The organism is Pseudomonas sp. GGS8 (genome assembly GCF_024168645.1).
Lineage (GTDB): Bacteria > Pseudomonadota > Gammaproteobacteria > Pseudomonadales > Pseudomonadaceae > Aquipseudomonas.
On sequence record NZ_JALJWF010000001.1, the window covers coordinates 3058506 to 3083671 of the forward strand.

The 25166-nt window shown below is 59.7% G+C and carries 24 protein-coding genes; 17 read left to right on the forward strand and 7 right to left on the reverse strand.

Annotated elements, in window-relative coordinates:
- Positions 1 to 45: 45 nt before the first annotated feature.
- The 8 genes from J3D54_RS13735 (at position 46) to J3D54_RS13770 (ending at position 7363) form a co-directional block, all read left to right on the forward strand.
- On the forward strand, positions 46 to 1227 hold the full coding sequence (locus J3D54_RS13735; protein ID WP_253418969.1) for an amino acid ABC transporter permease: 1182 nt from the start codon (positions 46 to 48) through the stop codon (positions 1225 to 1227).
- Between the two features lie 10 nt (positions 1228 to 1237).
- Positions 1238 to 2335, forward strand: a complete 1098-nt coding sequence (locus J3D54_RS13740; protein WP_253418972.1) for an amino acid ABC transporter permease — start codon at positions 1238 to 1240, stop codon at positions 2333 to 2335.
- An 11-nt stretch (positions 2336 to 2346) separates the two neighbouring features.
- Positions 2347 to 3111 carry an amino acid ABC transporter ATP-binding protein gene (locus tag J3D54_RS13745; protein ID WP_253418977.1) on the forward strand — a complete coding sequence of 255 codons (765 nt, stop codon included), beginning with the start codon at positions 2347 to 2349 and terminating at the stop codon, positions 3109 to 3111.
- Between the two features lie 317 nt (positions 3112 to 3428).
- The gene (locus tag J3D54_RS13750) at positions 3429 to 4088 is read left to right on the forward strand and encodes a FadR/GntR family transcriptional regulator (RefSeq protein WP_253418980.1); all 660 of its coding nucleotides are present in this window, start codon (positions 3429 to 3431) and stop codon (positions 4086 to 4088) included.
- Positions 4078 to 5394 carry a CynX/NimT family MFS transporter gene (locus J3D54_RS13755; protein WP_253418983.1) on the forward strand — a complete coding sequence of 439 codons (1317 nt, stop codon included), beginning with the start codon at positions 4078 to 4080 and terminating at the stop codon, positions 5392 to 5394. The genes J3D54_RS13750 and J3D54_RS13755 overlap by 11 nt, the downstream gene beginning before the upstream one ends.
- Before the next feature lie 113 nt (positions 5395 to 5507).
- Entirely contained in the window at positions 5508 to 5978 is a 471-nt protein-coding gene (locus J3D54_RS13760; RefSeq protein ID WP_253418985.1) for a nuclear transport factor 2 family protein, read from the forward strand.
- 40 nt (positions 5979 to 6018) lie between these two features.
- Complete coding sequence (locus J3D54_RS13765) at positions 6019 to 6339, forward strand: GIY-YIG nuclease family protein (RefSeq protein ID WP_253418987.1); 321 nt, start codon at positions 6019 to 6021, stop codon at positions 6337 to 6339.
- An 88-nt stretch (positions 6340 to 6427) separates the two neighbouring features.
- Positions 6428 to 7363 (forward strand): glutathione S-transferase family protein, encoded by a 936-nt coding sequence (locus J3D54_RS13770; RefSeq protein WP_253418989.1) that lies wholly within the window; start codon positions 6428 to 6430, stop codon positions 7361 to 7363.
- Positions 7364 to 7500: 137 nt separating this feature from the next.
- Here J3D54_RS13770 and J3D54_RS13775 read toward each other — a convergent pair whose 3' ends face one another.
- Positions 7501 to 7851: a glutaredoxin family protein gene (locus J3D54_RS13775; RefSeq protein ID WP_253418991.1), complete on the reverse strand. Its 351-nt coding sequence runs from the start codon at positions 7849 to 7851 to the stop codon at positions 7501 to 7503.
- Positions 7851 to 8855: a nucleoid-associated protein YejK gene (gene yejK, locus J3D54_RS13780; protein WP_253418993.1), complete on the reverse strand. Its 1005-nt coding sequence runs from the start codon at positions 8853 to 8855 to the stop codon at positions 7851 to 7853. The genes J3D54_RS13775 and yejK overlap by 1 nt, the downstream gene beginning before the upstream one ends.
- Positions 8856 to 9251: 396 nt before the next feature.
- On the opposite strand from yejK, the gene J3D54_RS13785 reads away from it, so the two are divergent.
- Positions 9252 to 9533 (forward strand): HU family DNA-binding protein, encoded by a 282-nt coding sequence (locus J3D54_RS13785; RefSeq protein ID WP_007905514.1) that lies wholly within the window; start codon positions 9252 to 9254, stop codon positions 9531 to 9533.
- A gap of 101 nt (positions 9534 to 9634) precedes the next feature.
- On the opposite strand, the gene rlmF is transcribed toward J3D54_RS13785, so the two are convergent.
- From rlmF to J3D54_RS13810, 5 genes are all read right to left on the reverse strand, one after another.
- The gene (gene rlmF, locus J3D54_RS13790) at positions 9635 to 10657 is read right to left on the reverse strand and encodes a 23S rRNA (adenine(1618)-N(6))-methyltransferase RlmF (protein WP_253418995.1); all 1023 of its coding nucleotides are present in this window, start codon (positions 10655 to 10657) and stop codon (positions 9635 to 9637) included.
- A 278-nt stretch (positions 10658 to 10935) separates the two neighbouring features.
- On the reverse strand, positions 10936 to 13782 hold the full coding sequence (locus J3D54_RS13795; RefSeq protein ID WP_253418997.1) for a valine--tRNA ligase: 2847 nt from the start codon (positions 13780 to 13782) through the stop codon (positions 10936 to 10938).
- 236 nt (positions 13783 to 14018) lie between these two features.
- Entirely contained in the window at positions 14019 to 14402 is a 384-nt protein-coding gene (locus J3D54_RS13800; RefSeq protein WP_253419000.1) for a DNA polymerase III subunit chi, read from the reverse strand.
- A gap of 8 nt (positions 14403 to 14410) precedes the next feature.
- Positions 14411 to 14839: a DNA polymerase III subunit chi gene (locus J3D54_RS13805; RefSeq protein ID WP_253419003.1), complete on the reverse strand. Its 429-nt coding sequence runs from the start codon at positions 14837 to 14839 to the stop codon at positions 14411 to 14413.
- Positions 14840 to 14899: 60 nt separating this feature from the next.
- Complete coding sequence (locus J3D54_RS13810) at positions 14900 to 16390, reverse strand: leucyl aminopeptidase (RefSeq protein WP_253419006.1); 1491 nt, start codon at positions 16388 to 16390, stop codon at positions 14900 to 14902.
- A 296-nt stretch (positions 16391 to 16686) separates the two neighbouring features.
- Here J3D54_RS13810 and lptF point away from each other — a divergent pair, with 296 nt between their 5' ends.
- The 8 genes from lptF to pdxJ all read left to right on the forward strand — a co-directional run bounded on the left by lptF (position 16687) and on the right by pdxJ (position 25147).
- Complete coding sequence (gene lptF, locus J3D54_RS13815; protein ID WP_064620163.1) at positions 16687 to 17805, forward strand: LPS export ABC transporter permease LptF; 1119 nt, start codon at positions 16687 to 16689, stop codon at positions 17803 to 17805.
- Positions 17798 to 18859: an LPS export ABC transporter permease LptG gene (gene lptG, locus J3D54_RS13820; RefSeq protein ID WP_253419009.1), complete on the forward strand. Its 1062-nt coding sequence runs from the start codon at positions 17798 to 17800 to the stop codon at positions 18857 to 18859. The genes lptF and lptG overlap by 8 nt, the downstream gene beginning before the upstream one ends.
- A 170-nt stretch (positions 18860 to 19029) precedes the next feature.
- Entirely contained in the window at positions 19030 to 20829 is a 1800-nt protein-coding gene (gene lepA, locus J3D54_RS13825) for a translation elongation factor 4 (RefSeq protein ID WP_253419012.1), read from the forward strand.
- A gap of 5 nt (positions 20830 to 20834) precedes the next feature.
- A complete protein-coding gene (gene lepB, locus J3D54_RS13830; protein ID WP_253419015.1) occupies positions 20835 to 21689 on the forward strand; it encodes a signal peptidase I in 855 nt (284 codons plus the stop codon).
- Positions 21690 to 21873: 184 nt separating this feature from the next.
- Positions 21874 to 22563: a ribonuclease III gene (gene rnc / locus J3D54_RS13835; RefSeq protein WP_018927089.1), complete on the forward strand. Its 690-nt coding sequence runs from the start codon at positions 21874 to 21876 to the stop codon at positions 22561 to 22563.
- Positions 22556 to 23458 carry a GTPase Era gene (gene era / locus J3D54_RS13840; RefSeq protein WP_018927088.1) on the forward strand — a complete coding sequence of 301 codons (903 nt, stop codon included), beginning with the start codon at positions 22556 to 22558 and terminating at the stop codon, positions 23456 to 23458. Before rnc ends, era begins: the two co-directional genes overlap by 8 nt.
- A 172-nt stretch (positions 23459 to 23630) precedes the next feature.
- Positions 23631 to 24317 (forward strand): DNA repair protein RecO, encoded by a 687-nt coding sequence (gene recO, locus J3D54_RS13845; protein WP_253419018.1) that lies wholly within the window; start codon positions 23631 to 23633, stop codon positions 24315 to 24317.
- Between the two features lie 83 nt (positions 24318 to 24400).
- On the forward strand, positions 24401 to 25147 hold the full coding sequence (gene pdxJ / locus J3D54_RS13850; RefSeq protein ID WP_253419021.1) for a pyridoxine 5'-phosphate synthase: 747 nt from the start codon (positions 24401 to 24403) through the stop codon (positions 25145 to 25147).
- The last annotated feature ends 19 nt before the right edge of the window (positions 25148 to 25166 follow it).

Sequence of the window (25166 nt, forward strand, 5' to 3'; positions counted from 1 at the left end):
CCAACCACCGGGTGATGTTCTGTTCCATTATTTCCGGGGCACTTCATGCAAAATTCAATCGGCGCACCAAAGCAGAGGTTCAGCCTCAGCGATCCGCGAGTGCGTGCGTGGCTGTTTCAGATCATTACGGTTATCGCCGTGGTCGGGATGGGTTGGTACCTGTTCGACAACACTCAAACCAACCTGCAACACCGGGGCATTACCTCCGGCTTTAGTTTTCTTGAGCGCAGCGCCGGTTTTGGCATCGCTCAGCACCTGATCGACTACACCGAATCGGACAGTTATGCCCGAGTGTTTGTCATCGGCCTGCTCAATACCTTGCTGGTGACGTTCATCGGCGTGATTCTGGCGACGATCCTCGGGTTCATCGTCGGTGTGGCACGGCTGTCGAAGAACTGGATCATTGCCAAGATGGCGACGGTCTATGTGGAGGTCTTCCGTAACATTCCGCCGTTGCTGCAAATCCTGTTCTGGTACTTCGCGGTGTTCCTGACCATGCCAGGGCCACGCAACAGCCATAACTTCGGCGACACCTTCTTCGTCAGCAGCCGCGGCCTGAACATGCCGGCAGCGTTGATAGCGGACGGTTTCTGGCCGTTTGTGGCGAGCATCGTTGTGGTCATCGTCGCGATCGTGCTGATGTGCCGCTGGGCCAACAAGCGTTTCGAAGAGACCGGCGTACCGTTCCACAAGTTCTGGGTTGGCCTGGCGATATTCCTGGTGATCCCTGCGCTGTGCGCATTGATCTTCGGTGCGCCGCTGCACTGGGAAATACCCAAGCTGCAAGGCTTCAACTTCGTTGGTGGCTGGGTGCTGATTCCGGAACTGCTGGCGCTGACCCTGGCCCTGACGGTGTACACCGCGGCGTTCATCGCCGAGATCGTGCGTTCGGGCATCAAGTCGGTCAGCCACGGCCAGACCGAAGCGGCCCACTCGCTGGGGCTGCGCAACGGTCCGACCCTGCGCAAGGTGATCATCCCACAAGCCCTGCGCGTGATCATTCCGCCGCTGACCAGCCAATACCTGAACCTGGCGAAAAACTCCTCGCTGGCGGCCGGTATCGGTTATCCGGAAATGGTCTCGCTGTTTGCCGGTACGGTGCTGAACCAGACCGGGCAGGCGATCGAGGTGATTGCTATCACCATGAGCGTGTACCTGGCGATCAGTATCAGCATTTCCCTGCTGATGAACTGGTACAACAAGCGCATTGCGCTGATCGAGCGGTAAGGAAGAGCGCATGACGACTCATACTTTCAAACCCGACATGCCACCACCGAGCAGCAGCATCGGTGTCGTGGCGTGGATGCGGGCGCACATGTTTTCCAGCTGGATCAACACCCTGCTGACGCTGTTCGCGTTCTATCTGATTTACCTGATCGTTCCGCCCCTCGTGAGCTGGGCGATTCTCGACGCCAATTGGGTTGGAACCACCCGCGCCGATTGCACCAAGGTCGGCGCCTGCTGGGTATTCATTGAGCAGCGCTTCGGCCAGTTCATGTATGGCTACTACCCGGTGGACTTGCGTTGGCGCGTGGACCTGACCGTGTGGTTGGCGGTGATTGGCGTGGCGCCGTTGTTCATCGCACGTGTTCCGCACAAGGCAATCTACGGGCTGAGCTTTCTGGTGCTCTATCCGATCATTGCCTACCTCCTGCTGCACGGCGGCGTATTCGGTCTGAGCCAGGTGGCGAGCAGCCAGTGGGGCGGTCTGATGCTGACCCTGGTGATCGCTACCGTCGGGATCGTCGGCGCTCTGCCGCTGGGTATCGTGCTGGCCCTGGGCCGTCGTTCGAACATGCCGGCGATTCGGGTGGTCTGCGTGACCTTCATCGAGTTCTGGCGCGGTGTGCCGTTGATCACGGTGCTGTTCATGTCGTCGGTGATGTTGCCGTTGTTCCTGCCTGAAGGCATGAACTTCGACAAACTGCTGCGGGCGCTGATCGGTGTGATCCTGTTCCAGTCGGCCTACATCGCCGAGGTGGTACGTGGCGGTCTGCAAGCGATCCCTAAAGGTCAGTACGAAGCGGCTGCGGCAATGGGCCTCGGTTACTGGCGCAGCATGGGCCTGGTGATTTTGCCGCAAGCCCTGAAGCTGGTAATCCCTGGCATCGTCAACACCTTCATTGCGCTGTTCAAGGACACGAGCCTGGTGATCATCATCGGCCTGTTCGACTTGCTCAACAGCGTCAAGCAAGCCGCCGCCGACCCGAAATGGCTGGGCATGGCCACAGAAGGCTATGTGTTCGCGGCCCTGGTGTTCTGGATTTTCTGTTTTGGTATGTCCCGCTATTCCATGCATTTGGAACGCAAGCTGGACACTGGCCACAAGCGTTAGGAGCGTAGTTTATGAGTGAAGCGATCAAACAGCCTGTGAGTCCTCAAGGCATTATTCAGATGCAGGGCGTAAACAAGTGGTACGGCCAGTTCCACGTGTTGAAAGACATCAACCTGAACGTTAAGCAGGGCGAGCGTATCGTGCTGTGCGGCCCTTCGGGTTCCGGTAAATCCACCACCATCCGTTGCCTCAATCGCCTGGAAGAACACCAGCAGGGCCGCATCGTGGTCGATGGCGTGGAACTGACCAACGACCTCAAGCAGATCGAAGCGATCCGCCGTGAAGTCGGCATGGTATTCCAGCACTTCAACCTGTTCCCGCACCTGACCATTCTGCAGAACTGCACCTTGGCGCCGATGTGGGTGCGCAAGATGCCCAAGCGCAAGGCCGAAGAAATCGCCATGCATTACCTGGAACGCGTACGCATTCCGGAGCAGGCGCATAAATTCCCGGGGCAACTGTCCGGTGGTCAGCAACAGCGTGTGGCGATTGCCCGTGCCCTGTGCATGAAACCGAAAATCATGCTGTTCGACGAACCGACTTCGGCGCTCGACCCTGAGATGGTGAAAGAGGTTCTGGACACCATGATCGGCCTGGCCGAAGACGGCATGACCATGCTTTGCGTGACCCACGAAATGGGCTTCGCCCGTACTGTGGCCAACCGCGTGATCTTCATGGACAAGGGTGAAATCGTCGAACAGGCTGCGCCTAACGACTTCTTCGACAACCCGCAGAACGAGCGGACGAAGCTGTTCCTGAGCCAGATCCTGCATTGATGCCTTGCTGACTCGCAAAAACCAACCCGGCCTCGCGCCGGGTTTGTTTTTTCTACTTCTGGTGGTGGCAAATGCGCTTCATTTCGTTGCCGATCATTTGTCTACCGACGATGACCAGTTCATCACATGCGTCTGAGTAATGCTTCGAACAACCGCCGCCGACCATGACTTCCCCACAGGTCTGGCACTCTCATCCGAATAAATCATCGACTCGATGCTCCATTCCCTCTCCTTGACCGTAGGCGGTTGCTGTACTGCACGAAGCTGACTAACATGTCAGAAAATTCATCCTATGATTGGATGAAAGGGCGAATCCTATGTCAGATATTTCTCCATTAATTAAACGATCCTTGGTCGATCAGGCCCTGGACCAGTTGCGCCTGCGCATTAATCAAGGTGTCTGGACGGTCGGCCAGCGCTTGCCCACCGAGCCGGAACTGGCGACTGAGCTGGGCATCAGCCGCAATACCGTGCGCGAAGCCATGCGAGTGCTGGCGTTTTCCGGCTTGATCGAGATTCGTCAGGGCGACGGCAGTTACCTGCGGGCGGTGGTCGATCCGCTGGATACCCTGAAGGCGTTGTCCCGTTGCTCCCATGAGCAGGCCCGTGAGACTCGGCACATCCTTGAGGTCGAGGCCATCGGTCTCGCCGCAATGCGCCGAACCGATGAAGACCTGGTGGCATTGCGCGAAGCGCTGAGCGTCAGCGGCAGTCACTACCACGGCGATCTCGATACCTACATCGCCTGCGACCTGGTGTTTCACCGTCGTCTGGTGGACGCGGCGCACAACCCGACCCTCAGTGAGCTGTATCGCTACTTTTCCAGCATCGTGGGCGCGCAGTTGCGTCAGACCCTGAACATCACCCCACGACGCCAAGCGGTGTTCGACCTGCATATCGAACTGCTCGATGCCGTCGAACAGCGCGACCCGGAACGGGCCAAAGCCCTGACGAGGCAGTTGATCAATGAACCTTGAAACCGAGAACCCGATGTCCAGTCAGCAGGCCAGCCACAACCGCATCACTGAGCTCAAGCGCACGGCGGAGCTCGAAGAGCTGTTGATCGACGCCGAGGTCGATGACGAAGAGGTTCAGCGAAGTCATCCGCTCCTGCGGCGACCGTGGCTGTTGCTGCTGGGCCTGATTCTGGTGGCGCTGAACCTGCGTCCGGCGCTGTCGAGCATGGCGCCGATGCTCAGCGAAGTCTCGAAAACACTGGGGCTATCGGCTGCCCAGGCCGGTTTGCTGACCACCTTGCCGGTGCTTTGCCTCGGTCTGTTCGCGCCGTTGGCGCCGGTGCTGGCGCGCCGTTTTGGTGCCGAGCGGGTGGTGCTGGGGATTCTTCTGATGCTGGCTGGCGGGATCATCTTGCGCAGTTCGTTCGGCCAAGTCGGCCTGTTTGCCGGCAGCGTGCTGGCCGGCGCCAGCATTGGGGTGATCGGCGTGCTGTTGCCCGGTATCGTCAAGCGCGACTTCCCGAAGCAGGCCGGCACCATGACCGGCGTCTACACCATGGCGCTGTGCCTGGGGGCGGCCATGGCGGCTGGCGCGACCGTGCCGTTGAGCGAGCATTTCGACGACAGCTGGGCCGTGGGCCTCGGCTTCTGGGTGGTTCCGGCTTTGGTCGCAGCCATGTTGTGGTTGCCGCAAGTCGGTCAGAAACACGGTGCGCACCACGTTGCCTATCAGGTCCGAGGTTTGTTGCGCGATCCTCTGGCCTGGCAAGTGACCTTGTACATGGGCCTGCAATCGTCTCTGGCCTACATCGTGTTCGGTTGGCTACCGTCGATTCTGATCGGTCGCGGTCTGACGCCTACCCAAGCCGGCCTGGTGCTATCGGGATCGGTGATTGTCCAGTTGATCAGCTCGCTGGCGGCTCCGTGGCTGGCAACGCGCGGCAAGGATCAGCGATTGGCGATCGTGATCGTCATGGCAATGACCCTCGGCGGCTTGTTCGGTTGTCTCTATGCACCAATCGACGGTCTGTGGGGCTGGGCAATCCTGCTGGGGTTGGGGCAGGGCGCTACGTTCAGCCTGGCGTTGACCCTGATCGTGCTGCGCTCGCGGGACGCCCATGTTGCGGCCAATCTGTCGAGCATGGCCCAGGGCTTCGGTTACACCCTGGCATCCATGGGGCCGTTCGCGGTCGGAGTGGTGCATGACTGGACTGGTGGCTGGACTGCCCTGGGCTGGATCTTCGGCGTCATTGGCCTCGGCGCGATCATCGCCGGGCTCGGTGCCGGGCGTGCGTTGTACGTTCAGGTTCAAAGCGAGAAAGTCTGACGCTAACGCACTGTCGGTATTCGGGCCGCGAATGCCGATAGTGTTTCGCGCATTTGTTGACTATCGTGCAGGCAATCTTTCGAAACCACTTTTGCAAGCCCGGGAGCCTGCCCATGAGTGATGCCCACAACGCCTTGATCACCCGGTTCTACCAAGCTTTCCAGCGGCTGGATGCTGAGGCGATGAGCGCCTGCTACACCGACGACGTGGTGTTCAGTGATCCGGCGTTCGGCGAACTGCGCGGGCGCGATGCCGGCGACATGTGGCGCATGCTCACCACCCGCGCCAAGGACTTTTCCCTGACCTTCGATAACGTGCGCAGCGATGAACGCACCGGCGGCGCTCATTGGGTGGCGACGTACCTGTTCAGTCAGACCGGCAATGTCGTGGTCAATGACATTCAGGCGCGCTTCGTGTTTCGCGACGGCAAGATCTGCGAGCATCACGACAGTTTTGATCTGTGGCGCTGGTCGCGTCAGGCGCTGGGTTTCAAAGGACTGTTGTTGGGCTGGACCCCGGTGGTGAGTAACGCCGTGCGTGCTCAGGCCTTGAAGGGCCTGAAGGCATTCCAGGCCAGTCGCTGATAAGATCGCGGCTTGTTTTCTTTCAAGTCTTGATCGTCACGTGAGCACCTCGAGCGAATCTTCCGTCATTGCCACCGAACCGCCGCTGCCTGTCAGCAAGCCCTGGTTCGTCTACCTCGTTCGCGCGGCCAATGGTTCGCTCTACTGCGGGATCAGCGACGATCCCGTCCGCCGTTTCGCCACTCACCAGAGCGGTAAAGGTGCGCGCTTCTTCCTGTCCAGCCCGGCAGTGGCCTTGGTCTACACCGAAGCCTGCCGTGACAAAAGTGAAGCGCTGCGCCAGGAGCGTTTGATCAAGAAACTCAAGAAAAGCGCCAAGGAATGTCTGGTCGCGAGTGCGGCTGCGGGCTTATCAATCTGACTGATAAGCGCCCATCAGGCAGATGGCTAGGCTGCTCGTGGATTGCGCGCTAAGCTGCGGGCTCCTTATCCGAGCGGCGGAGCCGAGCATGTCCGAGTTGATTCTTCATCACTACCCGACGTCCCCTTTCGCCGAAAAGGCCCGTTTGCTGCTGGGCTTCAAGGGGTTGTCCTGGCGCTCTGTGATGATCCCGCCGATGATGCCAAAGCCCGATCTGACGGCCCTGACTGGCGGCTACCGCAGGACGCCGGTATTGCAGATTGGCGCTGATGTCTATTGCGATACCGCGCTGATTGCTCGTCGTCTGGAGCAGGAAAAAGCCTTGCCCGCGTTCTTCCCCGAAGGCCAGGAAATGGTGACTGCGACCTTCGCGGCATGGGCCGATTCGGTGGTGTTCCAGCATGCGGTCAGCCTGGTGTTCCAGCCGGAGTCGGTGGCGGTGCGCTTCGGCAAATTGTCGCCGGAAGCGATCAAGGTATTTCTGGCCGACCGCGCCGGCTTGTTCAGCGGTGGCAGCGCCACTCGATTGTCGGCCGAGCAGGCAAAGCATCAATGGCCAACGATCATGGCGCGTCTGGAGCAGCAGCTTCAGCGTGAGCAGGGAGACTTCCTGTTCGGCGAACCGTCGATTGCCGACTTTGCCCTGGCTCACTCGCTGTGGTTCCTCAAGGCGACGCACGTGACCTCACCGTTGGTGGGTGCCTATCCGGCCGTTTTGGCGTGGTTTGGCCGAGTGATGGGCTTTGGTCATGGCGCGTTCAGCGAGATGACGGCCGAGCAGGCGCTGGAAATTGCCCGTAATGCCACACCGGCCGCGTTGCCGGATGAGCAGTTCGATGAGCCGAACGGCTTCGAGGCTGGCCAGCAGGTGGTGATTGCGGCGACCGATTACGGGGTTGATCCGGTGGTGGGGGAATTGCTGTTTGCGGGCAGCGAGGAATTGATTCTGCGCCGTGAAGACGAGCGGGCCGGTGTGGTGCATGTGCACTTTCCGCGGTTCGGGTTTCGTATCGAAGCGCAGTAGGTGCTAACCACTCATTTTCTGGTCATGCACCAACCTGTGGGAGCTGGCTTGCCTGCGATAGCGGCGTGTCAGGCAACAATAATGTTGCTGGGCTGACGTCATCGCTGGCAAGCCAGCTCCCACAAGGGACGGTGTCGTTATTTCAACGCGGCAAGCACCTGGTCCGGGTCATACCCGCGAATCAGCGTCCCGTTCACATCGATCAGCGGAATCCCGCGTCCCCCCAGCGCCTCGTAAGCTTTGCGCGCCACGGCATCCTTCTCGATATCGAATTCCTTGTACGGAATGCCTTTCTGATCGAGAAAACGTCGGGTCAGCTTGCAGTAGCCACACCAGTCGGTGGCATAGAGCACGACGTTGGCCTTGGCCTGGGTCTGCTCGGACACCACCTGCGAGGGGTGAAGTACCCGCTCGATCTTGCCCCAGTTCTGGTAAACCACAACCACCAGCAGGATCAACAGGCATTTCTTCAGTACGCCGCCGAGCATCAGTTGCGTCGCTTGAGCTGGTCGGTCAATTGGGTCGGCAAGCCTTTGATGATCAGCGTGCCGGCTTCTTCGTCGTATTCGATCTTCGAGCCCAGCAGGTGTGCTTCGAAGCTGATCGACAAGCCCTCGGCGCGGCCGGTGAAGCGGCGGAACTGGTTCAGGGTGCGCTTATCCGCCGGAATTTCCGGGGACAGGCCGTAGTCCTTGTTGCGGATGTGATCGTAAAACGCTTTCGGGCGTTCTTCGTCGATCAGTCCGGACAATTCTTCCAGGCCCATGGGCTCGCCCATTTTTGCCTGGCTGCTGGCGTAATCCACCAGGGTCTTGGTCTTTTCGCGGGCGGACTCTTCCGGCAGGTCTTCGCTTTCGACGAAGTCACTGAAGGCCTTGAGCAGGGTGCGGGTTTCGCCCGGGCCGTCGACGCCTTCCTGGCAGCCGATGAAGTCGCGGAAGTATTCCGAGACCTTCTTGCCGTTCTTGCCCTTGATGAACGAGATGTACTGCTTGGACTGCTTGTTGTTCTGCCACTCGGAAACGTTGATCCGCGCTGCGAGGTGCAACTGGCCAAGGTCCAGATGTCGTGAAGGGGTCACGTCCAGCTGATCGGTCACCGCCACGCCTTCGCTGTGGTGCAGCAGGGCGATGGCCAGATAATCGGTCATGCCTTGCTGGTGATGCGCGAACAGCACATGGCCACCGACCGAGAGGTTGGATTCTTCCATCAGCTTTTGCAGATGCTCGACCGCCACCCGGCTGAACGTCGTGAAATCACGACCACCGTCGAGGTATTCCTTCAGCCAGCCGCTGAACGGAAACGCGCCGGACTCCGGATGGAACAGCCCCCAGGCTTTGCCCTGTTTGGCGTTATAGCTTTCGTTGAGGTCGGCGAGCATGTTCTCGATGGCCGCGGACTCTGCCAGTTCGGAATCGCGGGCGTGAAGAACTGCAGGTGTGCCGTCGGGTTTTTTGTCGATCAGGTGGACGATGCAATGACGGATCGGCATGGGCTTCTCGGCTGATTGAAGAGAGGAGGGCGTGCTCCCCCAAAAAGTGCCCAGTGTACCGCAACCACTGGTTTTGGCGCGGCTCGAAGGGCAATTCGCAGCTGTGCGACGGCCCTTATGCAGTTTTTTCCCGATTTAGAGCAATAAAGCTGACCAAATGGGTAGCTAGAGGCGGATATTTCCCCGTCTCTGTGCTAGTTTTGCCCGGTCTTACGCGAAGTCACTGCGTTAAGCGTGCATTCAGCATTTGTCAGGTCGAACCAAACCCTGATTTCGGTATCTATAACCCCGACTCGTCGTGGTTATGGCCGAGGGTGCCAGATCCAGAAGATCGGGCTCGATGGCTGACACTGCACTCTGCAATCCATATGAATTTGATAGGGAAGGAACACTACAATGGCTCTTACTAAAGACCAACTGATCGCCGACATCGCTGAAGCTATCGACGCGCCAAAAACCACCGCGCGTAACGCTCTGGACCAACTGGGCCAAATCGTTGCCGATCAGCTGGAAAACGGCGGCGAAATCACTCTGCCAGGTATCGGCAAGCTGAAAGTGACTGAGCGTCCTGCCCGTACCGGCCGCAACCCTTCGACTGGCGCTGCCATCGAAATCGCTGCCAAGAAAGTGATCAAGCTGGTTGTGGCCAAAGGCCTGACCGACGCTGTTAACAAGTAAGACTTGTTAAAAAAAACCGTGCTCCGGAGCAATCCGGGCACGGTTTTTTTGTGTCTGCGATTCAGCGATTGATCAGGTTCAATCGCTGTCTCGGTTGTTACTCAGCTTTTGCGGGCCCAGCGCTCGCGCCAGACCTGTTGCTCGGATTTGGTCTGGAAGGTCCAGGCGACGAAGCGGCTTTGCTTCTGCCCTTGGGACATCTCCACAACCTGGCTCTCCAATACGCCAGCCTTTTTCAGCGCCGTCTGGATCGCCGGCAGGTTTGAGGCTTTCGAGACCAGGGTGCTGAACCAAAGCACTTTGTGTTGAAAGTGCGCGCTCTCGGCGATCAATTGCGTCACAAACCGTGCCTCGCCACCTTCACACCACAGTTCAGCCGATTGACCGCCAAAGTTCAGCACCGGCAATTTGCGTTTTGGGTCGGCGCGGCCCAGCGCGCGCCATTTACGCACGCTGCCCTTGGTCGCCTCGTCCATCGAGGCGTGGAATGGCGGGTTGCACATGGTCAGGTCAAAACGTTCGCCGGGCTCGAGCAAGCCCAGCAGAATGTGCTTAGGATTAGTTTGCTGGCGCAGCTGGATGGCTTTGTTCAGCCCGTTGGACTGCACGATGGCTTTGGCGGAGGCCACGGCCGTCGGGTCGATTTCCGAGCCAAGGAAGTGCCAGCGGTAGTCGCTGTAGCCGATCAACGGATAAACGCAGTTGGCGCCCATGCCGATATCGAGCACCTTGACCGGCGCACCGCGAGGAATTTCACCGTCGTTGACGCTGGCCAGCAAGTCGGCCAAAAAGTGCACGTAGTCGGCACGCCCCGGAACCGGTGGGCACAGGTAGTCGGCCGGGATGTCCCAATGGGCGATGCCGTAGAACGACTTGAGCAGCGCCCGGTTGAACACTCGCACCGCGTCCGGGCTGGCGAAGTCGATGCTCTCCTTGCCGTACGGATTGATGATCACGAACTTCGCCAGTTCCGGCGTGCTCTTGATCAGCGCCGGGAAGTCGTAACGACCCTGATGGCGATTGCGCGGGTGCAGGCTGGCCTTCTCGCGTGGCTCCACGGCTTTGGCCGGGGTCGCGGATTCAGGCTTTTTGCGCGCAGGTTTGGGTGTGCTGGGGGCGGTCATGGGCGAGGTCGATTCGGGTATGGCTAAAAGTGGCGGGTATTGTCCCACATCCAGCTGCTGGTAACCCAATTGTGAAGATCGCCGCATGTCCTGTGGGAGCGGGCTTGCCCGCGATGGCGGTTTTACATTCAACATTGATGTCGGCTGGTACACCGCTTTCGCGGGCAAGTCGGATCGCCGCACCGCCGCTCCCACAGAGATTTTTGGTGTTTGGGAGAAAGTGGCAGGCATAAAAAAGGGAGGCCACGCGGGCCTCCCTGTTTCATTGCGACGTGCCGTTACAAACTGGCGATCCGCGCATGTTGCTCCGCCAGCTTGCCCAAAGCCTGTTCGGCTTCAGCCAGTTTGGCGCGTTCTTTCTCGATGACTTCGGCCGGGGCCTTGTCGACGAAACCGGCGTTGGACAGCTTGCCGCCGACGCGCTGAACTTCGCCCTGCAGACGCAGGATTTCCTTGTCCAGACGGGCCAGTTCGGCGTCCTTGTCGATCAGGCCGGCCATCGGCACCAGCACTTCCATCTCGCCAACCAGTGCAGTGGCGGACAGCGGTGCTTCTTCGCCAGCCTTCAGAACAGTGATCGACTCCAGACGCGCCAGCTTCTTCAGCAGGGCTTCGTTCTCGGTGAGACGGCGCTGATCTTCGGCGCTGACGTTTTTCAGGAACAGGTTCAGCGGCTTGCCTGGACCGATGTTCATTTCACCGCGGATGTTGCGCGTGCCGAGCATCAGGCCCTTGAGCCATTCGATATCGTCTTCGGCGGCCTGATCGATGCGTGCATCGTTGGCCACTGGCCAAGGTTGCAGCATGATCGTCTTGCCCTCGATACCGGCCAGCGGTGCAACGCGCTGCCAGATTTCTTCGGTGATGAATGGCATGAACGGGTGAGCCAGGCGCAGAGCGACTTCCAGCACTCGAACCAGCGTGCGACGGGTGCCGCGCTGGCGTTCGACCGGCGCATTTTCGTCCCACAGCACAGGCTTGGACAGTTCCAGGTACCAGTCGCAATACTGGTTCCAGATGAACTCGTACAAGGCTTGCGCCGCCAGGTCGAAACGGAACTGATCGAGCTGACGGGTCACTTCGGCTTCGGTGCGTTGCAGCTGCGAAATGATCCAGCGATCCGCCAGGGACAGCTCGTACGCCTCGCCGTTCTGGCCGCAGTCTTCGCCCTTGTCCAGAACATAACGCGCAGCGTTCCAGATCTTGTTGCAGAAGTTGCGATAGCCTTCGACGCGGCCCATGTCGAACTTGATGTCACGACCTGTGGAGGCCAGCGAGCAGAACGTGAAGCGCAGGGCGTCGGTGCCGTAGCTGGCGATGCCCTCGGCGAACTCGTCGCGGGTCTGCTTCTCGATCTTCTTCGCCAGTTTCGGCTGCATCATGCCGGAGGTGCGCTTCTGCACCAGATCTTCCAGCTCGATGCCGTCGATGATGTCCAGCGGGTCCAGGACGTTGCCCTTGGACTTGGACATCTTCTGGCCCTGGCCATCACGCACCAGACCGTGCACATAAACAGTCTTGAATGGAACCTGCGGCGTGCCGTCTTCGTTTTTCACCAAGTGCATGGTGAGCATGATCATCCGGGCAACCCAGAAGAAAATGATGTCGAAACCGGTCACCAGCACGTCGGTGGAGTGGAATTTCTTCAGGAATTCGGTTTGCTCCGGCCAGCCGAGTGTGGAGAAGGTCCACAGGCCCGAACTGAACCAGGTATCCAGAACGTCGTTGTCCTGTTGCAGCGCAACGTCGGCGCCCAAGTTGTGCTTGGCACGTACTTCGGCTTCATCGCGACCGACATAGACCTTGCCCGACTCGTCGTACCAGGCCGGAATCCGGTGGCCCCACCACAGCTGACGGCTGATGCACCAATCCTGGATGTCGCGCATCCACGAGAAGTACATGTTTTCGTACTGCTTTGGCACAAACTGAATGCGGCCGTCTTCAACTGCAGCGATGGCCGGCTCGGCCAATGGCTTGGTGGACACGTACCACTGGTCGGTCAGCCACGGCTCGATGATGGTGCCGGAGCGGTCGCCTTTCGGCACTTTCAGCGCGTGATCGTCGACGCTGACCAGCAGGCCGGCAGCTTCGAACGCTGCAACGATTTCCTTGCGGGCCTGGAAGCGGTTGAGGCCGACGAACTCGGCGGGCAATGTGCCGTCGATCTGCTCGTTGACGCTGCCATCGAGGTTGAACACCTGGGCTGCCGGCAGCACGTCAGCATTCTTGTCGAAGATGTTCAGCAGCGGCAGGTTGTGACGCTTGCCGACTTCGTAGTCGTTGAAGTCGTGGGCCGGGGTGATTTTTACGCAGCCGGTGCCGAATTCAGGGTCGCAGTAATCGTCGGCGATGATCGGGATGCGGCGGCCGACCAGCGGCAGCTCGACAAATTTGCCGATCAGGGCTTTGTAGCGTTCATCGTTCGGGTTAACGGCCACGGCGGCGTCGCCGAGCATGGTTTCCGGACGCGTGGTCGCGACGATCAGGTAATCCTGGCCTTCAGTGGTTTTGGCGCCATCGGCCAGCGGGTACTTCAGGTTCCACAGGAAACCTTTCTCGTCGTGGTTCTCCACTTCAAGGTCGGAAATCGCCGTGTGCAGCTTGGTGTCCCAGTTGACCAGACGCTTGCCGCGGTAGATCAGGCCGTCTTCGTGCAGGCGCACGAAGGCTTCTTTCACCGCTTCCGAGAGGCCGTCGTCCATGGTGAAGCGCTCACGGCTCCAGTCCACGGACGAGCCGAGGCGGCGGATTTGACGGCTGATGTTGCCGCCGGACTGATCTTTCCATTCCCAGACTTTCTCGAGGAATTTCTCGCGGCCCAGATCGTGGCGATTCTGGCCCTGGGCTTCGAGTTGACGCTCCACCAGCATTTGCGTGGCGATACCGGCGTGGTCGGTGCCCGGCTGCCACAGGGTGTTGCGACCCTGCATGCGGCGGAAACGGATCAGGGCGTCCATGATCGCGTTGTTGAAGCCGTGCCCCATGTGCAGGCTGCCGGTGACGTTCGGCGGCGGGATCATGATGGTGTAGGACTCGCCCTCGCCTTGCGGGGCGAAGTAGTTCTCGGACTCCCAAGTGTTGTACCAGGAAGTTTCAATGGCGTGCGGCTGGTAGGTCTTATCCATGCGCGGCGGGACCCTATTGGCATTTATTCAGGAAAAGCCGGGAAGTATAGCGGGGCACGGGGCGTAGGGCGAGCAGGGGCGGACTGTGGCGAGGGGGTTTACCCCCGTTCGGCTGCGAAGCAGTCGTAAAACCGATGTGTGGGTGCGCCAGATGCACCACGATGGCAGATTTTGGGGCCGCTTCGCGACCCAACGGGGGTAAGCCCCCTCGCCACAGAAACCCGCGCGGCTCAGGGTTATTCGTAATGGCTAAGCAACCGTTCCATCCGCGCATCGAGGCGGCGTTTGATTTCGGTTTCGATGTGCGGGGCGAAGTCGTCGATCACGTCTTGCATGATCAATTGCGCGGCGGCGCGCAGTTCGCTGTCCAGGTGCAACATGGCATCTGGGCCCTTGCTGGCGGCAGCGGCCGGCTTGGCGACCGGGGCGGGTGGTGGCGGTTCGACCTGTGGCGCATTGCCGACAGTATCGAACAACATGGGAATCTGTTCCTGATCACCTTCAATGACTGTGTCGGTCAGCAAGGGGGGTTGCAGGTTGTCATCGCCGAGCAGTTGGCGGATCGACTCAAGGTCTTCCAGCAGGTGCGCGGACTTTTGCGGCGGTTTTGGAGTGTCCATCGGAGTGCTCAGAGTCGCTGTAAACGGTGATCTTGCAGAGGATAGCCCTGTTCGCGGTAGAAACGGAAACTCTCCCGCGCAGCCGCACGAATCGTCGGATCTTCCACCACCACTTCCGCCACGCGGGCGAACTGTTTGGCAAAGGCCGGGACTTTCAGATCGAGATTGACCAGCAGATCCTGATGCTGACCGCAGTCATCGCCAAGACCCAGCACAATCAAACCGTCCGGCTCGCTTTCGGCGGGGCCGTGGGGCACGAAGCTTTCGCCCTTGAACGCCCACAACCGCGCATCGAGCGCATCACGCTGGGCGGCATCGCTGCAGTGCAGGTAAATGCGGTGGCCCATGCGCCAGGCTTTTTCGGTGAGCTTGCAGGCGAAATCCAGCCGCGCCGAAGGGTCGGCGCTGGGCAGGATATAGAAGTCGACTTTGGTCATTGCGGTTCCTGAGCCAAAGGCCGCGTCACCGGAAAGTGACGCCGCCCAGGGTCATCGGTTTCAGGCTTTGGCGCGGTCTAGCAGATATTGGGTCAGCAGGGGAACCGGACGGCCAGTGGCGCCCTTGTCCTTGCCGCCGCTGCTCCAGGCCGTGCCGGCGATGTCCAGGTGCGCCCAGTTCAGGTTCTTGGTGAAGCGCGACAGGAAGCAGGCGGCAGTGATGGCGCCGCCTTTCGGACCGCCAATGTTGGCGATGTCGGCGAACGGGCTGTCCAGCTGCTCTTGATATTCATCGAACAGCGGCAGTTGCCAGGCGCGGTCGTCGGCGGATTGGCCGGCGCTCAGCAGTTGGCCGATCAGCTCGTCATTGTTGCCCAGCAGGCCCGAAGTGTGGGCGCCCAGTGCGACGACACAAGCGCCGGTCAGGGTGGCGATGTCGATTACCGCTTGCGGCTTGAAGCGTTCGGAGTAGGTCAGGGCATCGCACAGCACCAGACGGCCTTCGGCGTCGGTGTTGAGGATCTCCACGGTCTGGCCGCTCATGGTGGTGACGATGTCGCCCGGACGCGTAGCGTTGCCACTCGGCATGTTCTCGGCGCAGGCCAGGATGCACACCAGGTTGATCGGCAGTTTCAGCTCAAGCACAGCTCGCAGGGTGCCGAATACACTGGCGCTGCCACCCATGTCGTATTTCATTTCATCCATGCCGGCACCCGGCTTGAGGCTGATACCGCCGGTGTCAAAGGTGATGCCTTTGCCGACCAGCGCGTACGGCTTCTCGGATTTCTTGCCGCCGTTGTATTGCATGATGATCAGGCGCGGTGGCTGGGCGCTGCCCTGGCCGACAGCGTAGAACGCGCCCATGCCCAAGTCCTTGATCTTCTTCTCATCGAGGACTTCGACTTTCAGGCTCTTGAATTCTTTACCCAGGCTCTTGGCCTGTTCGCCAAGGAACGTCGGGTGGCAGATGTTTGGTGGCAGGTTACCCAGATTGCGGGTGAAGGCCATGCCATTGGCGATCGCGGTCGCGTGGGCAACGGCGCGTTCGACTTCAGCCTGTGCGGCCTTGATGGTCACCAGGGTGACTTTCTTCAGGGAGAGCGGGTCGGTTTTCTGGCTCTTGAACTGGTCGAAAGTGTACTCGCCGTCCACCAGGGTTTCGGCCAGCAGGCGAGTCTTGCCGTAGCTGTCACGGCCCTTGACCACGACTTCGTCCAGGGCCAGCACTGCATCGCCGCCGCCCAGGCCTTTAAGGGTGTTGAGGATACCGGCGATGATTTTGCGGAACGGGCGATCGCCCAGTTCTTCATCCTTGCCCACGCCCACCAGCAACACGCGTTCGGCCTTGAGGTTGGGCAGGCTGTGCAGCAACAGGCTCTGGCCGACCTTGCCGGCCAGGTCGCCGCGCTTGAGCACCGCACTGATGGCGCCGCCGCTCAGTTCGTCGAGTTGTTTGGCTACGGAGCCGAGCTTGCGGCCTTCGCGCACGGAGACCACCAGCGTGGCGGTCTTCAACGTTTCCGGGCTAACGCTTTTTACAACCAGTTCCATGTCCGGGTCCCTGAATTAATGGTCAAACTGCGCGACGCGCAGAGGCTTGCTTATAAGTAGAAAGACGCCGGTGTATTGCCAGCGACAAAGGCCGCAGTTTGAACCTCGCTGCCCGCGCCTGACAACCCTCGGTTATGCGAACTTCAGCGGTTCAGGTGCCTGCTTGAGCATGCGCAGTGACAGGCGCACTCAATCACAGGATAATGCGCCATCTTTTTCGGCGGCCCTGCCCTGCGGGCCGGCTGATACGTTTTGTTTGTTTGGCCGCTTAGCCTGACAACCCTGGAGTGTCTGGTTTGATTGTCTTCCGTTATCTATCCCGCGAAGTCCTGTTGACCTTGAGCGCTGTCAGCGCCGTGCTGCTGGTCATCATCATGAGCGGACGCTTCATCAAATACCTCGCCCAGGCGGCCTCTGGGCTACTGGATCCAGGTTCGCTGTTCCTGATCATGGGCTATCGTCTGCCGGGCTTCCTGCAGCTGATTCTGCCTTTGGGGCTGTTTCTCGGGATCCTGCTGGCCTACGGTCGTCTGTACCTCGAAAGCGAAATGACCGTGTTGTCTGCTACTGGCATGAGCCAGCAGCGTCTGTTTGCCATGACTCTTTTTCCGGCCACCCTGGTTGCCCTGATCGTAGCGTGGCTGAGCCTGAGCCTGGCACCGCAAGGTGCCAACCAGTTCCAGCTGCTGTTGAACAAGCAGGATGCACTGACCGAGTTCGACACCCTCGAGCCGGGTCGCTTCCAGGCCTTGCGCGACGGCACTCGGGTGACCTACACCGAGCAACTGTCGGATGACCGGATCAATCTGGGCGGCGTGTTCATTTCGCAAAAGAATGTCAGTTCCGACAACAAGGATCGGGGGATTTCCGTACTGGTGGCCGAGAAGGGCCATCAGGAAATCAGGCCCGATGGCAACCGTTACCTGATCCTCGACAACGGCTACCGCTACGACGGTAATCCGGGTCAGGCCGACTACCGCGCCATCAAGTACGACGAGTACGGCGTATTGCTGGCCAAGCCGGACGTCAGCGACGAAGTGACCGACCGCGATGCGATGACCACCAGTTCCTTGCTGAGCAGCGACGACATCCGCTCGCGTACCGAACTGCAATGGCGTTTGTCCCTGCCGTTGCTGGTCTTCATCGTGACCTTGATGGCGGTGCCGCTGTCGCGGGTTAACCCGCGCCAGGGCCGTTTCCTCAAGCTGCTGCCTGCGATTCTTCTTTATATGGCTTATCTGACCATCCTGATTGCCGCTCGCGGCGCCCTTGAAAAGGGCAAGATCCCGCCGGTGTTGGGCTTGTGGTGGGTGCATGCAATCTTCCTGGCCATCGGTCTTGGCTTGCTGTATTGGGAGTCGCTGAGTTTGAAGATGGCGAGTCGCCGCAGTGCGCTGGAGGTGGCCCGTGGATAAGCTTGATCGCTACATCGGTAGCAGCGTGTTCATCGCGATTCTGGCAGTGCTTGGGATCATTCTGGGCTTGGCAACGCTGTTCGCCTTCATCGATGAGATGAGCGACGTCAGCGATACCTACACGCTGATGGATGTACTGAGTTACGTATTGCTGACCGCGCCGCGCCGTTTGTACGACATGTTGCCGATGGCGGCGCTGATCGGTTGCCTGATAGGCCTCGGCAGTCTGGCCAGTCACAGCGAGCTGACCATCATGCGTGCCGCCGGTGTGTCCATTGGTCGGATCGTCTGGGCCGTGATGAAGCCGATGTTGATCCTGATGGCGGTAGGGCTGGTGATCGGCGAGTACGTCGCGCCGGCCACGGAAATCACCGCTCAAGCCAACCGCTCGCTGGCCCAGGGCAGTGGCGATGCGCAAAGCGCCAAGCACGGTCTGTGGCACCGTCAGGGTGAGGAGTTCATTCACGTCAACTCCGTTCAACCCAACGGTCTGCTGTACGGTGTGACCCGTTATCGTTTTGACGATCAACGCCACATGCTGTCTTCGAGCTTCGCCAAGCGTGCGGAATTCGATACCGATCACTGGCAACTGACCGATGTCACGACCACGCTGTTCCATGACAAAAGTACCGAAGTGGTGACTGCCCCGGTGGAACGCTGGGAAATCGCCCTGAGCCCGCAGCTGCTGAGTACCGTGGTGATGGCGCCCGAGTCGTTGTCGATCAGCGGTCTGTGGAATTACATCCACTATCTGGCTGACCAGGGCCTGAGCAACGGTCGTTACTGGCTGGCGTTTTGGGTCAAGGTGTTGCAGCCGCTGGTGACCGCCGCATTGGTGTTGATGGCGATTTCCTTCATCTTCGGTCCGCTGCGTTCGGTGACCCTCGGTCAGCGGGTCTTCACTGGCGTGCTGGTGGGCTTCACCTTCCGTATTGTCCAGGATTTGCTCGGGCCTTCGAGCCTGGTGTTCGGTTTCTCGCCGCTGTTTGCAGTGCTGGTGCCGGCCGGTGTCTGCGCCCTGGCCGGGGTCTGGTTGCTGCGTCGGGCCGGTTGATCGCGGTTTTTTCCGGTCTTGCTTGTCACTCAAAACGCCCCTGTCGCAAGACCGGGGCGTTTTTGTAGGCGCCGTCTGACCTGCAAACGTGACGCTTGCGCCGTGGATCAGGTACAATTCCCGGCTATTTTTCGGCGGGCTATGCCTGCAGCCTTTTTGAGTGTTGATCCGTGAGTGATTTGAGTCATATCCGCAATTTCTCCATCATCGCCCACATTGACCATGGCAAGTCGACGCTGGCCGATCGCTTCATCCAGAAGTGCGGCGGCCTTGCCGAGCGCGAAATGGAAGCCCAGGTGCTGGACTCCATGGACCTGGAACGTGAACGCGGGATCACCATCAAGGCCCATAGCGTCACCCTCTATTACAAAGCCCGCGATGGCATTAACTACCAGCTGAACTTCATTGATACCCCGGGCCACGTCGACTTCACCTATGAAGTCAGCCGGTCGCTGGCGGCCTGTGAAGGTGCGTTGCTGGTGGTCGATGCCGGTCAGGGCGTCGAGGCGCAATCGGTTGCCAACTGCTACACGGCGATCGAGCAGGGCCTGGAAGTCATGCCGGTCCTGAACAAGATCGACCTGCCACAGGCCGATCCAGAGCGCGTCAAGGAAGAAATCGAAAAAATCATCGGCATCGATGCCACCGACGCGGTCGAGTGTAGTGCCAAGACCGGCCTGGGCGTCGATGAAGTGCTCGAGCGCTTGGTCCACACGATTCCCGCGCCGACCGGTAACATCGAAGATCCGCTGCAAGCGTTGATCATCGACTCCTGGTTCGACAACTACCTGGGCGTTGTTTCCCTGGTTCGTGTGCGCCACGGTCGGGTGAAGAAGGGCGACAAGATTCTGGTCAAGTCCACCGGCAAGATCCACCTGGTGGACAGCGTCGGTGTATTCAACCCGAAACACACCCCTACCGTCGACCTGAAGGCTGGTGAAGTGGGCTTCATCATCGCCAGCATCAAGGACATTCACGGTGCGCCAGTGGGCGATACCCTGACCTTGAGCTCGACGCCGGACGTCGATGTGCTGCCAGGCTTCAAACGCATTCAGCCGCAGGTGTACGCCGGCTTGTTCCCGGTCAGCTCCGACGACTTCGAAGACTTCCGCGAGGCGCTGCAAAAGCTCACCCTCAACGATTCGTCGCTGCAATACACACCGGAAAGCTCAGACGCACTGGGTTTCGGCTTCCGTTGCGGCTTCCTCGGTATGCTGCATATGGAAATCATCCAGGAGCGCCTGGAGCGCGAATACAACCTGGACCTGATCACCACGGCGCCGACGGTAATCTTCGAGCTGTTGCTCAAGACCGGCGAGACGATCTACGTCGACAACCCGTCCAAGCTGCCGGACCTGTCTGCCATCGAAGACATGCGCGAGCCAATCGTGCGCGCCAATATTCTTGTGCCACAAGAGCACCTGGGTAACGTCATTACCCTGTGTATCGAAAAACGTGGTGTACAGGTCGACATGCTGTTCCTCGGCTCCCAGGTACAAGTGACCTACGACCTGCCGATGAACGAAGTGGTGCTGGACTTCTTTGATCGTCTGAAATCCACCAGTCGCGGCTATGCTTCTCTGGACTACCATTTCGATCGTTACCAATCGGCTAGTCTGGTGAAACTGGACGTGCTGATTAACGGCGACAAGGTCGACGCCCTGGCGCTGATCGTGCACCGTGACAACTCGCATTACAAAGGTCGCCAGTTGACCGAGAAGATGAAAGACCTGATTCCGCGGCAGATGTTCGACGTGGCAATCCAGGCCGCCATTGGCGGTCAGATTGTGGCGCGTACAACCGTCAAGGCACTCAGAAAGAACGTATTGGCCAAATGCTACGGTGGCGACGTCAGCCGTAAGAAAAAGCTGCTGGAAAAGCAAAAGGCCGGTAAAAAACGCATGAAACAGGTCGGTAACGTGGAAATTCCACAAGAAGCCTTCCTTGCCGTGCTCAGGTTGGATAGTTAGGTCCTATGTCACTAAATTTCCCGCTGTTGCTGGTCATCGCCGTGTTCGTCTGCGGCCTGTTGGCGTTGCTCGATCTGTTGTTCCTGGCGCCTCGGCGCCGGGCTGCCATCAACTCCTATCAGGGGAGCGTCAGCCAGGCTGACATGGTGGTGGTCGAGAAGCTGAACAAAGAGCCGCTGCTGGTCGAATACGGCAAGTCGTTCTTCCCGGTGTTGTTCATCGTGCTGGTGCTGCGTTCGTTCCTGGTGGAGCCGTTCCAGATTCCTTCCGGTTCGATGAAGCCAACCCTGGACGTCGGCGACTTCATTCTGGTGAACAAGTTTTCTTACGGGATCCGCCTGCCGGTGATCGACAAGAAAGTCATCGAGGTCGGTGATCCGCAGCGCGGCGATGTGATGGTGTTCCGCTACCCGAGCGACCCGAACGTCAACTACATCAAGCGTGTGGTGGGCCTGCCGGGCGATCAGATTCGCTACACCGCCGACAAGCGCCTGTTCGTCAACGGTGAATCGATTGCCGAACAACTGATCGGCTCCGAGCCGGGCACATTGGGCAGCTCCGAGCTCTACAAGGAAAAGCTCGGCATCGCCGAGCACCTGATCCGCAAGGAAATGAGCCGCTACCGCGCAACGCCGGACCATACGTGGACCGTGCCGGCCGGGCACTACTTCATGATGGGCGACAACCGCGACAACTCGAACGACAGTCGCTACTGGGATGACCCGAACATTCCCAAGGATCTGCTGGGCATGGTTCCCGACAAGAATATCGTCGGCAAGGCCTTCGCAGTCTGGATGAGCTGGCCGGAACCCAAACTCAGTCACCTGCCGAACTTCTCGCGGGTTGGCCTGATCAAGTAATCAAACACGGCGCTGTTGAACACAGCGCCGAATGCATTTCTGGAGTCGGCACAATCGACGACAGGAGCATGAAAACAACGATATTCAGGACGTTATTTTTGAACACAGCGTTAATTGTCCCAAGCCTGCGCCGTATCAAGGCCCTGGCGGTGGAATCCAACCACGAACTCAGCGTGGGTAAACCGTGAGCGTCTCCTTAAGCCGTCTCGAGCGTCAGCTCGGTTACACCTTCAAGGATCAGGAGCTGATGGTCCTGGCCCTGACTCACCGCAGTTTTGCCGGGCGTAACAACGAACGCCTGGAATTCCTCGGCGATGCCATCCTCAACTTCGTCGCTGGCGAGGCACTGTTCGATCGCTTCCCGCTGGCCCGCGAAGGCCAGTTGTCGCGTTTGCGCGCACGCCTGGTGAAAGGCGAGACCCTGGCCGTACTGGCCCGTGGTTTCGACCTGGGCGAATACCTGCGCCTGGGCTCCGGCGAATTGAAAAGCGGCGGTTTCCGTCGTGAGTCGATTCTGGCTGATGCCCTTGAAGCGCTGATCGGTGCGATCTACCTGGACGCCGGCATGGAAGTGGCGCGCGAGCGCGTGCTGGCCTGGCTGGCCGGAGAGTTCGAAGGCCTGACGCTGGTCGACACCAACAAAGATCCGAAAACCCGCCTGCAGGAATTCCTGCAGTCGCGTGGTTGTGAGCTGCCGCGTTACGAAGTGGTGGATATCCAGGGTGAGCCGCATTGCCGGACGTTCTTCGTCGAATGTGAAATCATCTTACTGAATGAAAAAAGCCGAGGTCAGGGTGTGAGTCGTCGTATTGCCGAACAGGTAGCGGCCGCCGCAGCACTGATTGCCCTGGGTGTGGAGAATGGCAATGACTGATTCAACCGCAACTCGCTGTGGCTATGTTGCCATCGTCGGCCGTCCCAACGTGGGCAAGTCCACGCTGCTGAACCACATTCTGGGGCAGAAACTGGCGATCACCTCGCGCAAGCCGCAGACCACCCGCCACAACATGCTCGGCATCAAGACCGAAGGCGACGTGCAAGCGATCTACGTCGACACCCCGGGGATGCATAAGGGTGGCGAAAAGGCCCTGAACCGTTACATGAACAAGACCGCTTCGGCGGCGTTGAAAGACGTCGACGTGGTGATCTTCGTGGTTGATCGTACCAAGTGGACCGACGAAGACCAGATGGTCCTCGAGCGCGTTCAGTACGTGACCGGCCCGCTGATCGTGGCGCTGAACAAGACCGACCGCATCGAAGACAAATCCGAGCTGATGCCGCACCTGACCTGGTTGCAGGAACAGCTGCCGAACGCGCAGATCATGCCGATCTCGGCCCAGCACGGGCACAACCTCGACACGCTGGAGCGAGTGATCGCCGAGCACCTGCCGGAAAACGATCACTTCTTCCCGGAAGATCAGATCACCGACCGCAGCAGCCGCTTCCTTGCGGCTGAACTGGTGCGCGAAAAAATCATGCGTCAGATGGGCGCCGAGCTGCCGTACCAGATCACGGTGGAAATCGAAGAGTTCAAGCAGCAGGGCAAAACCTTGCACATCCATGCCTTGATCCTCGTCGAACGTGACGGCCAGAAGAAAATCATCATAGGCGACAAGGGCGAGCGCATCAAGCGCATCGGCACCGAGGCGCGCAAGGACATGGAGCTGCTGTTCGACTCCAAGATCATGCTCAACCTGTGGGTCAAGGTGAAAGGCGGCTGGTCCGACGACGAACGCGCCTTGCGTTCGCTGGGTTACGGCGACTTGTAATCCCGGTTTACGCTGCACCGTACAACCCTGTGGGAGCGGGCTGGCCCGCGATGAGGATGTAACATTCAGCAGAGATGTCGAATGTGAGTCCGCCATCGCGGGCAAGCCCGCTCCCACATTGGTTTTGGGTTGTCTGTAAAACTGCGCTCCTTCATTGAGAACTGCGATTTCCATGTCCCAACCGCCCATCGGCCAACCCGCCTACGTGCTCCACTCCCGCGCCTACCGCGAAAGCAGTGCGCTGGTGGATTTCCTCACGCCGCAAGGTCGTCTGCGGGCGGTGTTGCGCAGTGCACGGGGCAAGGCCGGGACGTTGGCGCGGCCGTTCGTGCCGCTGGAAGTCGAGTTCCGTGGCCGGGGCGAGCTGAAGAATGTCGGCCGCATGGAAAGTGCCGGTGTTTCGACCTGGCTCAACGGTGAGGCGCTGTTCAGTGGTCTTTACCTCAATGAGTTGCTGATTCGCCTGCTGCCCGCCGAAGATCCTCACCCCGCCGTCTTCGATCACTACGCCGCTACCTTGCTCGCACTGGCGGAGGGGCGTGCGCTGGAGCCGTTGCTGCGCTCCTTCGAATGGCGATTGCTCGATGATCTCGGTTATGGCTTCGCGCTGAACAGCGACATCCATGGCGATCCGATCGCGCCGGACGGTCTCTACCGTTTACAGGTGGATGCGGGCCTGGAACGGGTCTACCTGTTGCAACCGGGCCTGTTCAACGGCACCGAACTGCTGGCCATGGCCGACGCCGATTGGTCTGCACCCGGAGCGCTGTCTGCCGCCAAGCGCTTGATGCGTCAGGCGCTGGCCGTTCACTTGGGCGGTCGTCCCTTGGTCAGTCGTGAGTTGTTTCGAAAGCCATAGGGTCTGCGCCACCAAACATCAACAGACACTATCTCCCCGTGTATGCTGTGCACCGAATCTTCCCCCTCTTCAGGAGCGTTTCCGTGACCACCAGCAATCGCATTCTTCTTGGCGTGAACATCGACCACGTTGCCACCCTGCGTCAGGCCCGGGGTACTCGTTACCCGGATCCGGTCAAGGCAGCGCTGGACGCGGAAGAGGCGGGCGCTGACGGCATCACCGTGCACCTGCGTGAAGACCGTCGGCACATCCAGGAGCGCGACGTGTTGCTGCTCAAGGACGTGCTGCAAACCCGCATGAACTTCGAAATGGGCGTCACCGAAGAAATGATGGCGTTCGCCGAGCGTATCCGCCCGGCGCATGTTTGCCTGGTGCCGGAAACCCGCCAGGAACTGACCACTGAAGGCGGTCTGGACGTAGCGGGGCAGGAAGCGCGGATCAAGGCGGCGGTGGAGCGCCTGGCGAAGATCGGCTGTGAAGTGTCGCTGTTCATCGACGCTGACGAGCGGCAGATCGAAGCGTCCCGCCGTGTCGGTGCTCCGGCCATTGAATTGCACACTGGGCGTTACGCGGACGCCGAGACGCCAACCGAAGTTGCCGAGGAGCTCAAGCGTGTGGCCGATGGCGTGGCATTCGGCCTGGCCCAAGGCCTGATCGTCAACGCCGGCCACGGTTTGCACTATCACAACGTCGAAGCTGTTGCGGCGATCAAGGGCATCAACGAACTGAACATCGGCCATGCGCTGGTGGCCCATGCGTTGTTCGTCGGGTTCAAGTCGGCGGTGTCGGAAATGAAGGCGCTGATTCTGGCTGCTGCGTTGAAAGGCTAGATCGGCGGCGCTGCCATCG

Coding starts and splice junctions, on each gene's coding strand:
- J3D54_RS13735 (WP_253418969.1), top strand. CDS start 46: ATGCAAAATTCAATCGGCGCACCAAAGCAGAGGTTCAGCCTCAGCGAT.
- J3D54_RS13740 (WP_253418972.1), top strand. CDS start 1,238: ATGACGACTCATACTTTCAAACCCGACATGCCACCACCGAGCAGCAGC.
- J3D54_RS13745 (WP_253418977.1), top strand. CDS start 2,347: ATGAGTGAAGCGATCAAACAGCCTGTGAGTCCTCAAGGCATTATTCAG.
- J3D54_RS13750 (WP_253418980.1), top strand. CDS start 3,429: ATGTCAGATATTTCTCCATTAATTAAACGATCCTTGGTCGATCAGGCC.
- J3D54_RS13755 (WP_253418983.1), top strand. CDS start 4,078: ATGAACCTTGAAACCGAGAACCCGATGTCCAGTCAGCAGGCCAGCCAC.
- J3D54_RS13760 (WP_253418985.1), top strand. CDS start 5,508: ATGAGTGATGCCCACAACGCCTTGATCACCCGGTTCTACCAAGCTTTC.
- J3D54_RS13770 (WP_253418989.1), top strand. CDS start 6,428: ATGTCCGAGTTGATTCTTCATCACTACCCGACGTCCCCTTTCGCCGAA.
- J3D54_RS13775 (WP_253418991.1), bottom strand. CDS start 7,851: ATGCTCGGCGGCGTACTGAAGAAATGCCTGTTGATCCTGCTGGTGGTT.
- yejK (WP_253418993.1), bottom strand. CDS start 8,855: ATGCCGATCCGTCATTGCATCGTCCACCTGATCGACAAAAAACCCGAC.
- J3D54_RS13785 (WP_007905514.1), top strand. CDS start 9,252: ATGGCTCTTACTAAAGACCAACTGATCGCCGACATCGCTGAAGCTATC.
- rlmF (WP_253418995.1), bottom strand. CDS start 10,657: ATGACCGCCCCCAGCACACCCAAACCTGCGCGCAAAAAGCCTGAATCC.
- J3D54_RS13795 (WP_253418997.1), bottom strand. CDS start 13,782: ATGGATAAGACCTACCAGCCGCACGCCATTGAAACTTCCTGGTACAAC.
- J3D54_RS13800 (WP_253419000.1), bottom strand. CDS start 14,402: ATGGACACTCCAAAACCGCCGCAAAAGTCCGCGCACCTGCTGGAAGAC.
- J3D54_RS13805 (WP_253419003.1), bottom strand. CDS start 14,839: ATGACCAAAGTCGACTTCTATATCCTGCCCAGCGCCGACCCTTCGGCG.
- J3D54_RS13810 (WP_253419006.1), bottom strand. CDS start 16,390: ATGGAACTGGTTGTAAAAAGCGTTAGCCCGGAAACGTTGAAGACCGCC.
- lepB (WP_253419015.1), top strand. CDS start 20,835: ATGTCACTAAATTTCCCGCTGTTGCTGGTCATCGCCGTGTTCGTCTGC.
- era (WP_018927088.1), top strand. CDS start 22,556: ATGACTGATTCAACCGCAACTCGCTGTGGCTATGTTGCCATCGTCGGC.
- recO (WP_253419018.1), top strand. CDS start 23,631: ATGTCCCAACCGCCCATCGGCCAACCCGCCTACGTGCTCCACTCCCGC.